Annotated in this window: 7 protein-coding genes and 1 pseudogene; 1 reads left to right on the forward strand and 7 read right to left on the reverse strand. The window is 37.3% G+C overall.

The annotated features are described in order from the left end of the window. Positions 1 to 8 precede the first annotated feature (8 nt). The 7 genes from BM146_RS13955 to BM146_RS13985 all read right to left on the reverse strand — a co-directional run bounded on the left by BM146_RS13955 (position 9) and on the right by BM146_RS13985 (position 12,591). Positions 9 to 1,289, reverse strand: a complete 1,281-nt coding sequence (locus BM146_RS13955) for a DUF6056 family protein (protein ID WP_074890331.1) — start codon at positions 1,287 to 1,289, stop codon at positions 9 to 11. A gap of 145 nt (positions 1,290 to 1,434) precedes the next feature. Next, positions 1,435 to 2,130, reverse strand: coding sequence for a class I SAM-dependent methyltransferase (locus tag BM146_RS13960; protein WP_074890333.1), 696 nt, complete (start codon positions 2,128 to 2,130; stop codon positions 1,435 to 1,437). Positions 2,131 to 2,259: 129 nt separating this feature from the next. Further along, positions 2,260 to 4,644 carry a DUF4214 domain-containing protein gene (locus tag BM146_RS13965; RefSeq protein ID WP_074890335.1) on the reverse strand — a complete coding sequence of 795 codons (2,385 nt, stop codon included), beginning with the start codon at positions 4,642 to 4,644 and terminating at the stop codon, positions 2,260 to 2,262. Positions 4,645 to 4,700: 56 nt separating this feature from the next. Beyond that, positions 4,701 to 7,964, reverse strand: coding sequence for a DUF4214 domain-containing protein (locus tag BM146_RS13970; protein ID WP_074890338.1), 3,264 nt, complete (start codon positions 7,962 to 7,964; stop codon positions 4,701 to 4,703). Positions 7,965 to 8,062: 98 nt separating this feature from the next. After that, complete coding sequence (locus BM146_RS13975) at positions 8,063 to 9,898, reverse strand: DUF4214 domain-containing protein (RefSeq protein ID WP_177201675.1); 1,836 nt, start codon at positions 9,896 to 9,898, stop codon at positions 8,063 to 8,065. A gap of 120 nt (positions 9,899 to 10,018) precedes the next feature. Beyond that, the gene (locus tag BM146_RS13980; RefSeq protein ID WP_177201676.1) at positions 10,019 to 10,183 is read right to left on the reverse strand and encodes a DUF4214 domain-containing protein; all 165 of its coding nucleotides are present in this window, start codon (positions 10,181 to 10,183) and stop codon (positions 10,019 to 10,021) included. Between the two features lie 356 nt (positions 10,184 to 10,539). Beyond that, a complete protein-coding gene (locus BM146_RS13985) occupies positions 10,540 to 12,591 on the reverse strand; it encodes a DUF4214 domain-containing protein (RefSeq protein WP_074890343.1) in 2,052 nt (683 codons plus the stop codon). 362 nt (positions 12,592 to 12,953) lie between these two features. On the opposite strand from BM146_RS13985, the pseudogene BM146_RS13990 reads away from it, so the two are divergent. After that, positions 12,954 to 13,158, forward strand: a pseudogene (locus BM146_RS13990) (IS5/IS1182 family transposase); the annotation flags it as partial.

Raw genomic sequence — 13,158 nt, forward strand, 5'->3', positions numbered from 1 at the left:
ACTATTTTTTATTCTTCTCCCTTTTTTGTAATACTTTCATAAACAATATTTATAAGCAATATACTACATAGTAAGAAACTAAACACTTGAAATGTAAATGTCCTAAAAGATGACGCGTATATTGTTGCAGAAAATCCCATCATAAAACGAGATCCAAATCCAAGAATATTCAAAATTATCAGGTTATAACATGTTTTTTCGTTAGTCTTTTTTATTGCCAGAACAGAAAAGAATAGTAATAAAAATATGAGTAAACTCATAAGCAATGAAACCGGTGCATCTTTAAACGGGAGTAAATCCGGCATGTTACAAGAGTAATCATAATAAGTAATGAAATAACTTAAATTTGTAGCTCTACTTAAAATTAACAAACTCAACATTGCCAAAGGAATTATCGTCATTTTTCTATTTTTCAAGTATACGATTATAAGCAGCAATACAGCAAAAACAATAAACAGGATTGGTTGTAAAAAGAATAAATTTGCAAAAGTCGTCGCTATACCACGATATAATTTATATCCTATACTCCAATCAGCATATTGAGGAAGCCAATATTCCATCTCTACTGTGCTATGTACTCTTCTTATATGTCCAGGAACAATGAGCATAAGTACATAAATTATGATAGAAACACACAAATATATAGCACTAACATTAAATATCTTTTTATAAGCAATATCCTTATCTCGGTTCCACAAATATAAGTATTCAATTGAAACCAATAAGAAACCACCAATAGCAACTACTGCTGTTTGATCCTGATTAGCGGTATATATCAGTCCTATTATTGATAATGGATAACATATTATGTTACCTTGTTGATTCCTCATTTTCTTAATTAATGGAGTTGCACCAATAAGCAATAGAATAATTGGATATATATAATTTGTTGTAGTTGCAATATATCCAGCAGAGCCCAAATAAGAAATGATAGGAAAAAGAGTTATTCCCATAGCTGATGTTATGAGCATCCTTATTGACCGATCCGTAAAAAGATTCCAAATAATATAAAGCATAATTCCATATATAAAAGAGTCAAATATCTTAAATACATAAAAAGGAAAGCAGTACAATATAAAAGCCATTCCGTCTGTCATGAACTTTCCATTCCATTGGAATCTCTCAACAATATATGAAAAAACATTGTTAAAAAAAACTCCACGAGCTATATTAACCTCATCATCTGACACAATTTGCATAGGCAAATGAATTAGAAAAATAGCCAACTCAAATACCAAGAATATAATGATATATAAGTATGTTGAATCTTTTTTTAAATTTTTAATCAAAATTTCTGCTCATCTCCTTTATAAAACTCATTACTACAGTTCAGGATTATATTTATTTTCCACCTAAACTGACAATTGGTGTAGCATAAACTACACCAATTGTCAAAGATCTCATTTTCTGATACATATATATAAATAAATTTGTTTATTTGTATACCATATAAGACTTAGTCAAGCCCCCAAGCATTTCTCTCTTTATCTCTGCTTCAGGAAAAAGTGTACGAAGATTTCTATAACTTAACAATTTTATCTCATCAGCAATTTTTAGGCTGTCCTCCCAATCTTTCCCCTGCGGCCAAAATCCAAGTTGATGCTTATTAATCATACTTGCCTTTAATTTTAATGGAAAAAATTGAAAAAACGGAACAAGAAAATGCGGCTCAATCGGAAAATACCTGTTAGGAGTCTGAAGGAAGTAATGTTTTCCAGCCCTCTTCATTTCCTTTGCCATCATTGCCCATTCTTTTTCCTTTCCAACATGCTCTATGCAACTGTTCGAAAAACATATATCGTATTCTTTGTCACTAATATCCTGCATATCAAGTGCATTACCAACAACGGCTTTGACATTTACCGGTAAATTAGGGAATGGATTAGCATCGATATTAAGAAGAGTTATATCCATCTGATCAAAATATTTACATCCCATAGACTGCCAAAACGTAATATCTCCACCTATATCCAATACCTTGATCTGTTTATTGTTCTTTAACTCTTCTGAAAAATACTGTTCGATAAAGCCCTCAAATATCATCATTCTTTTTTTTCTTAACTTATTGGCCATCCCGCCGGAATTATGTGAATTCGCCTGAAATTTAAATTTTTCTATTATTTTTGACATTGAACTAATTCCTTTATTTTTTATTCTTTACAAATTATACAACAGAATTATTTTTTTATTACTATATGTTTTCATCTCAAAATAAAAAGTACGCTTGGTGTAGTAATACTTCACCAAGCGTTTTCTGTCTTACAATCCATACTGCGCCAAAATGTTTGCAAATTCCTGAGAGTTAGCAAAACCTGAAGCTATATCATCGCGGCTGCGTCCGTTATTTAGCTGTGATACCCAGTCGTTGAATCCTGCTTCATCAGGCTGTCTTCCTAAATATGTGTTGTACATGACGCGCACGTAGTCTTCATTGGACAAACCGCGATTTGCAAACTCCTGTGAATGTAAAAATCCGTTGGTAGAGATATTTAGAATATTCTCCTTACTTGGATTTGCATTTATCTGTCCTGTCCAATCATTTAGACCAGCTTCGTCAAATCCTCTGCCTAGTACTTCAGTGTATAATCTGGAGACAAATTTCGTGATTCCTACATTCTTATCGCGATTTTCTGTGACTTGAACCTCGCCCGGATAAATTTCGTAACTTTCACAAAGTGATATAAATTCCTGAGATCCTACGAAGCCTTTTACTATTGCATTGTAGGTTACTCCGCACTGAAGAGCTTCTACCCAATCTCTTTTTCCACCTTCATCAGAACCACGTCCCATTATTCCCGTATAGGCTAACTCTACATAGTCATCATTGCTAAGCCCCTTGTTTATCATTTCAGGACTTAAGTAGAATCCCTGTGCTATATCCGCACCATTTTTTGCTCCGCTCCTTAACTGATTAACCCAATTATTCAGTCCATCTTCATCAGGTTCACGCCCTAATGCTACTTGATACATTCGGGTTACAAAGCCTACTACAGGATCAACCGGTTCCTGAATATTTACTGCTATACATACTGCATCAGAATCTTCGTAATCATCATTACCAAACACTTTGTACCAGACATAGTATGTACCGGCATAACATTCTGTTGGTATATTTTCAGAATAATAATATTCAGATGGCTCTGTTGTAGAATCCCATCCAGAAGCATATTTCAGTGTTCCACCACTAGCTTCACCAGCAGTTACAAGCTGTTGAAAACCTCTGTTGTACGTAAGATTATTGGCTACCGGTGCTTTTGTTACCACTGCTGTAGGCTTGGGTACCCAATGAGCATATACTGTCATATCTCCAATGAGATCAACTACCGTGCTTTCTACAATTTTAGTTCCGCCAACCGGATCGGTGTACCAGCCATCCAGTTTATACCCTTTACGTGTAGAATAAAAAAGCTCCTCGAGTGGTTTTCCATAATAATAAGTATCGAAATTTAATGCACTCGCTCCACCATTCCCATCAAAAGACAACGTCATGTAACACTTTGAAATATCAACCATATTGGATGAGTATTCTACTGTTTCTACCACCTTATTATCGTTCACACTTGTGGAAGTTGGTCCGCCATTTACATTACCAAATTCCTGAACCCAGTAATATGTCCCGTTTGTATAAAAACATCCAATACCTATTGTTGTATGTCTGGAATCTAGCATATTCCTTCTATGACCCTGATATTCATAAGGGTCATCTTCTTCTATCCAAGCTTCTAAAACTGAATCAGCTGTTCTATAGCCATATGCAATATTCTCTCCTCCATTCCTACGTGTTATAGACCCTTTGCTCCTCCCGTTAGGCCTAGTATGAGAATACATAACTGCAAGTTCTTTTGCCCTTTCCATTGCTGCTTTTTCCAGGTCATAATCATATTGAAGAGGCTGTAGCGATGTTGTCCCGGAAGTATTGAAATATGTTTTTGTACTATTATCTGAATTCCACTGCCAGACATTTGATTTTGTTCTGAAACCATTAACACTGTTGAACATTGATCTGGCCATGCTTCCACAATATGTTCCGGATACTAAGACCGTGCCCAAACTTGAATCAGGCCCAATATCCACATATTTGCGAAGGTATTCCGCACATGTCTCTGCATCATCGCATTTGTCCCAATACTCCACTTCCATTCCATCTTTAACAATTGCGCATACAGCGTAGGTCAATCGTCCACCCGGAATGTAATTCCACATGTATCGATATCCATTATATGCCCACACTATATTATTATCATTTGGAGCTTTAGAATTTTTAAATGAAGTAACTGTTTCTTTTGATGCCCCATCTGCTTCAATGGCAATCACCTGTATATTTTTATTTGAAATCCAATAACTTGAAGCGATACTTGAGAAAATACTATTTGAATTTCCACAGCTCCCATCACCGCGATAAAAAACAAGAAGCTGTGTTTTTGAAGCATAGGTTGACTCAGTAATTGTCTCTCCATCTATCGTCGGTAAAGAAAATGATGGTGCTTGGATATTACAAGATGTACTGACTCCCTTATCACTTTCCGCTAATTCCCCTACTTGTTCACTTGCTCTAGCTGTTGTACAAATTCCTAAAAAAATAAACATACTTACAACAATAGCCAGTAAAATAAAACCATTCTTCCTGATGCTTTCCACTTTCATCCCCAAATAACACTCCTTTTTCCACAACTTTTACTTCTAAATTCCCTCATTGTCACTCAGTCACTCAGAAAACCATATTCCCTCATAAGCGCCTCAAATTCACGCGAGCAACCAAAGCCTTGCTGAATGACCTCTGCCCTGGTCATCTTGCCACTGCTTAACTTATTAACCCAGTAATCATATCCTTCGTCTTCAGGTTCTCTATCAAGGAGGCTCCTGTAGCAGTCCTCCACAAATTCCCCATCAGACTTATTCTTCTCGACATACTCCTGCGACTCAAAAAAACCCTTCTTAGCAACAGATGCCGCACTCTCCATTCGAGTTATTATCCTGTCAATCCAGTATTCAAATCCTGTTTCATCAGGTGTCCTCCCAAGGATTTTTGCATAGAGCCTTGTTACATAATTGCGAACTTTTTCTTCATCAATCTGCTGGCCTGCTTCTTCCAGCTCATAGTCATCTTCTGTCAGCTCTAATGAACCTCTCTCTATATCATATACGCTACACACCGCAGAAAATTCATCCGAATTGGCAAAGCCTCGAAGAACATACGCTCTGCTATATCCCCGTCTCAACATACGTTTCCAATAATCCATACCCGAATCGTCAGGCTCTCTATCAAGAATAGTACTATAGAGTTTCTCAATAAATTCCTCGTCTGTGTCATCCTGAGCAATATACTCCTGACTCATGAAAACACCAGCTGAAAAATCAGCACCATCTATCTCATGTTTTTTTAATTGTTGCGTCCAATCATTAAGCCCCTCTTCTTCAGGCTGTCTCTGCAACACATAATAATACATGCGTGCCACAAAGGCCTGTACCGGATCAGAATAGATTAAAAAAGCGTTATCCATATGCTGTTGTAAATATTTATTTATTGCATCAGCACGTCTGTTAAAAAAATCTCTTCTCTCGTTTATAGTACTTTCATATTCTTCTTCAAAACTCTCTGCACCATAGAATCTTTTGTAAGACTCTTTCAGACCGTTGGTGTAATCCGCCTGAAACTTATCAATAATCTGATCTATCTCATTAGATGAAAAATAATCTCTTTCAATCTGCAAAATAGTCTCAGAAAATTTTGTTCTAAAATGTTGATTTCGCATCAGACCGGCAAATAGCGGATCCCTGTCTTTGGTCCATTTTATGCTGTCAAATGAAGCCCTCTCCATAGTCGCACAATTGACATCAAACAGCATCCAGCGCCATTTTCCATCCTCATATGCTTTATCGCTTGTTTCCCTGACTCTCCATGCCGAAGTATTATTATCAGGCCAGTCGCGATTCGAAATGTATATCTCTGTAGCATAGTAGCGAATAAAGCTATCAATATCGATCAGTTCACATGCCTTTTTATAATTCTCCTCATCCTCCATGTCATTATTTTCAATAAAAGCTCTCATCTGATTCCAAAGGGTTATATCCTCAGAATCACCTTCTTCAATACTTCCATTTTTTACCATCACCACATTATCATCTTTGACACCATACTTATCCTCGATGTATTTATCATCATACTTGTCAGTAAGAAAATACATTCCCCAGTATTCTCCATTTAAAAAAAGAGCGCACGGGATCATGTTAAAAACATCAAAATTTTCTTCAGCGCAGCATACCTCAGAAACTAAATAGTCATTAAACTTACAGGCAATATCATGTGCACCTGAAAATAATGTCATTCTCTTGGGGCCTTTACCGGTATTAAAAAGATCATATTTGAAGCGCTTGTTGCCATCATACTCATCTCTGGAATATAGATTAAAGCTCTTTTGGCTATAAGCCCTTGAAGAAGATCCTTTTATTCTTACGCCACACACCTGAGACAGAAGTGGAGAGCCACTTTCATCATATATACATATCAGCCCCCTTTTTTCCCACTCTATTCCCTTATTTGTATAATTTGCCTGGCTGTATCTCCAGTCATCTGCAGTCACTCCGTCCTCACCATTTGTAGCTCCCAGCACATATATTCCATCATCATATCCAAACAAGTCATCCGGCTCACAGGTTATTGATACTGTGTACTGGTTTGTCAGCGACGCCCTGCCAAGCATGCCAACAAAGTATGAGTTTGTATATATGTCGGATATTTGCTCTCCACTATCAGAGAACACTGCAGCCCTTAAAACAGTCGATTTGTCAATGTTATAATCAGGAACTTTAGGCACTCCGCCCTTTGGAGTTTCCGGGAAGCCATTTTCATAGGCCAATGAAGTATCCGTTCTCATGGAATAGATATTTGGATTGCCGGTAGCATCAGTAATCCGGATTGCCCCCTCATACCAAATGCCATTACCTTTTGCAGGATCAGGGGTACTACAATCAAGTGTGTAGTAGATCCTGCCTACGCCAGATGTATTTTCCAATGTCAGATCAAAAGGATCACTATAAAAACCGGATACCTTATTAAAGTTAATAGTTGCAGCATACCATGCTCCATCTTGTCCTGATCTCGGCCGAAAGTCCTGGCAATCGTCTGCACTGTAGTCACATATTTCCGTATCTGCATCGTTGCTGTCTGTATCAGAAAAAGCAACTCTTCTGATGGATTTGTTCTTGGATTGGCCAGACTTGTATGCCGATTCAAAATATGCCGGTTGGTTCTTGGCTTTATCTCCTCCTGCAACAGCAAGCATATCAACATACGTATCAATGACAGGCATTCCGTCTATGGTTTCAACATCCGCGCTTATATCATCACTGCCTGAGCATAGGACTACGCATAAGCCCTTATTAAAAAGATGTTGCTCCCAAGTCTGATCATAGCTATCGATGTTGTATTTTACGCTTGAAGTGTCATCTATTGCGGCGCACCTTATCAAATATGAGCAGTGAGCATCTATAATACCTGTGAGAACCAATTTCTCCCACTCATTTGCATTACCATCTGATGACGACATGTAGTAAATGCTCCAACCAGACATGTTGACAGCCGCATCGGTTGGATTGTACAACTCTATGAATGAATGAGATACTCTTGCATCTTTATTACCTGTACCATATATCTGATTGATTATGACATGTAGATGCTGGGAACAGGGTAATCCCCCATACTGATTTTCCGTATCCGTCTCTTCAGCCGTTACCTCGTCGGCATCTTCCTCTGTAGCAGGCTGTTCGTCTCCATCCAAATCTTCCTCTGTAGCAGGCTGTTCGTCTCCATCCAAATCTTCTTCTGTAACAGACTGTTCGTCTTCGTCCAAAGCATTTTCTAAAGTCTGAGCTTCTTCAGCAACTGCAACTATATCTGGCGTCATTGATATAAAAATGGCAAGGCCAAATGTTAATATTCCTAACCACAACTTTTTTATTTTCATCACCCGTTTTCTCTCCCAACTTTGCACTTGCCAAATGAAACTCATCTTTTAACAATTTTTTCTTATTTCGCCCACAATTTATAAATTATTAAATCTCATTAAAGCCCATACTGTGCCATGATTTCACCAAACTCTGGTGAATAAGCAAAACCTCTCATTACACCATCACGGTCTTTTTCACCACTGTCAAGCTGTCCAACCCAATCAGCAAGTCCCGGAGCATCATACTCTCTTCCTAAGAAAGTACGATAAAGAACTTTAACATATTCTTCATTATTTAAATTCTTGTTGTTGAACTCCTGTGAATGGAAAAAGCCATTTGTTGAAACATTCATGATGTTGTCTCTTGAAAGATTTGCATTTATCTGACTGCACCAGTCATTTAAACCTCCAACATCATATGGTCTTCCCAGAGCCTGTGTATATAAACGATTTACAAATTTAGTAACACCGGCGTTCTTGTCACGTGCTTCATTTACTACATATGTACCTGGCTTTATACCATAGCTCTTACACAGGCTATCAAATTCCTGACTTCCCACAAAACCAGCAAATATAGCTTCCATTGTCATTCCCGCTTCAAGATTTGATGTCCAGTTACTAAAACCTTCCGGATCTGCACTTCTTCCAAGCATTGCATTATAGCAGTCATTTACTATATCTTCGTTTGACTTATTTTTATTACTGTATTCATCAGAGCCTAAAATTCCCTGAACAATATTTACTGCCTGTGCCTGTCCACTTGAAAGTCTGTTAGTCCAATCTTCAAGTCCTGTATCTTCAGGTTCACGTCCAAGCGCAACTTCATATAGTCTTGTTACAAATGCCTCTACCTTTTCCTCATCAATCCATTGATGAATTGGATCCTCCTGCGGAGCAACGCCATCAGAAGCGTAGGGATTGCTATCCTGCCATATATCACCACAGCTTACATTATTTAGTGTAGTTTCATAGCGGTCGTAGAAAGTCCCCTTAATGTTTGTATTTGAAATCACGCACTTTTTTGCCGAATAGTTACCACAATCTCCGTTAAATGTACAACCACTTATCTGAAGGTCATATGCTGTATATACTGATTTATCACTTGGATAATAATGGGTGCTGAAACCAAAGTATTGACCATAATAATCATCCATAATTCCATCATGGACATCTACTGTTGTATCTAGTATCTTTATTCTTTTACATACTCTGTCATCAGGCACCTTTCCATCTTTTCCATTAGGCTCTATATTGATACCACATTGTGGTGCTGTTCCATATGCATTTGCCAGGTAGCACCCGCTAATTGTCACATCATTAGCATCAACTATGGAAATGTTGCTTCTACGATTATCAGTAATTTTACAACTATTAATAGTGATTCCATTACTTCCGTAAATTTCGTCACTATCGCTGGCAGTTCCTAAATAGATACCATCTCCCCAGTTTGAATTTATATTCATATTTGATATAGTTACATAATTACTATCTATTACTTTAACTCCGTGACCACCTTCACCATTATCTCCATTATGCCTTGCGCGCTCACCATTTATGGTTCCACCATTAATAACAACGTCCTGCGCATTACGAACTATTATTACTCCATACTCACTTGAAGATGTTCCATTTACTTCCAAAACAGTGCTTGCATCCATAGAAAGAGTAATGTTACTTTTTAGACGTATTCCTACATTGGGATTGATGTTAAATGTTCCGGAAGGAACAGTAACAGTTCCTGTAGAACCATCAAAAGACTCTATTGCAGAATTAAATGCTGCTGTATCATCAGTAGCATCCCCAGGTACTGCCCCAAAGTCCAAAACACTGACATTTTCTGCTGCGCTTGCAACACAAGTTCCATTTGGCGTAACAAAAGAAGCCGCAACTGATATGGACATCATGACAATCCCTTTTACAAACCTTTTTTTGCAAAATATTTTTTTTACCATATTCATTTACCCCACTAATCTTTTTTTATATTCTCCTGATAATAATTCTATCATAAAAAAGCACAAATAATACTGAATCCAGGTAATTCATCCACTATATCTTGTATTGCTTTTTCTTTCTTAAAGACCAGACTGAGCCATGATATTACTAAACTCAGCCGATTTTGCAAAACCACTGATGACTCCATCGCGGGTCTTTTCTCCTCTATCAAGCTGACCTACCCAGTCTTCAAGTCCTGCATCATCATACTCTCTTCCCCATTTTCTCAACATACTGCTTTCCATACACATCCCACTCCTCCAATATATGGTATGTAAACAAACATTATACTAAAACAATACTACAAAATATAGTTAGTATCTATGCTGTATATCTATTTCACAAAAAATTTTTTATAGTAAAAACGCTTGATGCACTACTGAATGCATCAAGCGTCATTTGTATGAGAATAGCCAACTTTTATAATTTGAATTTTTTCTTACAAATAAACATATATTCTTGAACATAAAGTTCAAGAATATATCAACCATGCCAAATTGAATCGACTACGTCGATGAGGCATGGTTGACCCTTGTATCACCTTCTCACGAAACCCGCAGCAAGTGCGGGTTTCTGTAATTTCATTTAATAAGTCATAATTTTATAATCCGTACTGAGCCATGATATTGCTAAATTCCTGTGAGTTTGCAAATCCGCTTATAACTCCATCACGGGTATATTCACCTCTATCAAGCTGTCCTACCCAGTTTGCAAGTCCTGCATCATCATACTCTCTTCCGAGGAATGTGCGATACAGAACCTTTACAAATTCTGTGTTATTAAGGTTTTTATTTGTAAACTCCTGTGAATGGAAGAATCCGTTTGTTGAAATATTGAGAATATTTTCTCTTGATGGATTGGCATTTATTTTTCCGCACCAGTCATTTAGACCTGCTACATCATACTCTCTTCCAAGTGCTTTTGTATATAAGCGACTTACAAATTTTGTAACTCCGGCGTTCATATCTCTCGCTTCTGTAAGTGTATAATTTCCCGGTTTAATTCCATATGAAGCACAAAGCTTTCCAAATTCTTCACTTCCTACGAATCCTGCAAAGATAGCATTTACTGACATTCCTGAATCAAGCCTTGATGTCCAGTCAGCATATCCGCCTTCATCTGCAGCTCTCCCAAGCATTGACTGATAACAATCATTTACTATTTCACCATTGGATTTTCCTTTACTTCCATATTCCTGGGAGCAAAGAACTCCTTGAACTATATCTACTGCATTTTTCTCTCCACTAGTAAGCTGCCTGGTCCAATCATTTAAACCTTGCTCCTCCGCATCACGTCCCAATGCAACACGGTATAGTCGTTTTACAAAAGCCTTAGCATCTCCGCCTGTCTCCTGCTCCTGATCATCTGAATTTTGCTCTTTAATTAATGTAAGCTCGCTCTCGCTTCTCATATTATTGTAGTTAGAATCATCATAGTAATAGCATACTGTATATGAAGGATGATTTATCTTATATCCCCACAATTCCTGGTCATTCACTGTCTGATACACTTTCCCACTTTCGCCTTTCATGAAAAGAATATCAGGAGCGCCGAACATTCCATCATCGCAATTGGTCACATCAACCAGATAATTTTCATTATTCTTAAGTTGAACTACATTCCACATGTGGCGTTCAGGGGCTTCATTATCTACATCAAGATATCCGGCGGCCAAACGACATTCCACTTCAGATGAAGAAAATTCTGTCAGGTCGCATAGATATTTAAATGCCTTGGCATAACCTTCACAGACAACTTTCGTTGAACTATCATTGTCAAAAACATAAATTATCTGCCTGTGGTCGCTATTTATCCATGTTCCAAAAGCATAGTCAACCAAATTACAAATTGAATTCTTATAATATGTGAGTTTTTCTGAATCAGTCAGTGATTTGGCCTGGTTTACTATGTCACTTGCGTTAGCAAGAGCATTTTTGGCAACTGATGTCTTATTGATATCTACTTCAAAGTCACTTTTGGCATATGTATCAGATACAACTATATTTAATTCATAGCTTCCTCCTTCACGTGGCTTTACTGTAATGGAGTCATCGGTATGACTTACCTCCTGTACTTGTGGATAGTTCAAACTAGTAGATCCGGATGACCAATATAGATAATATGGAACATCTGCAACTATTGCATCATATACTTTTCCAAATCCAGGTTCTTTTGCTGTATTGTGTATATAATCTCTAACTTTGATCAACGCATCATCTTTATTAGAGTCAGTGATTTGAGTCATACCAATTTCTGACGCAGAAAACGTAAATGTATCATCTGCTCCATATATACTACTGTAGGGAATTGAAAATTTCGCTGATTCCCTCTCACCATTGGCAACCTGTATGATTTGGGATTTCAATATCTCATAAACTGTTTTTCCATATTTTGTAAGTGCACTTTTTGCTGCATAATATCCAGTATCTGAATCTTCACAATTATATTCTTCTATTGCAATTCCATCTTGCAAGCTCATAAGATGGTCAATATATTGATCATAAAGCGCATTATTATCCAGCTTATACTCTACTTCTTCAAAATTGGGGTCTTCCTCTGCATTAGCATAAATTGGCATCGTAGCCAAAGTTAACATTGCCATGGAAACAATGCCCAATTTCATTCCCCACTTTTTCAAAGCCTTTCTCTTCATTTTATTCCCCCAATTCCCCAATATATGGTATGTTTTTTACCGTTACAATTAAACATTACCACAAAATATAGCTATACGCTATATTGTATAAGTTCTGTGGTTAAGAAAATCTTAAGGATTTTCGTACGTAAATCTTAAGATTTTGATGACATTATGAATTTTGTGCTTTTCGTAGCACAACCTGCCATCTTCTATGACAATGGTCAGCATTCGCTGAAAAAATACCAACTGAAAGGAAAAAATGCAATACAATAATAATGAAGGGGCTGTCGCACTAAGTAATTAGTGCTCAGCTCCCTTTTTATGCCCAAAACACAAAAACCAAGCTTCGAAAAGCCTGGTTTTTGCTGTAAAATATATTTATGCTACTAAATAAAATCTTACAAGGAAATTATAGCCTTTCTTCCTTAAATCATCAAATAAAACTTCCGCTCGACATAGACCTATCAGTAGCAGATGACGATCCGGTACGCCTGGTAAGCGCATTCGTGGAGGAGATGGACCTTTCTGATCTTTATGCAACATATGAAAGAATCAGAAAAGGCCAGGCAACGCCCCGTCATATGA

Origin of the sequence: Butyrivibrio proteoclasticus, from assembly GCF_900115735.1 — a bacterium.
GTDB lineage: Bacteria > Bacillota > Clostridia > Lachnospirales > Lachnospiraceae > Butyrivibrio > Butyrivibrio proteoclasticus_B.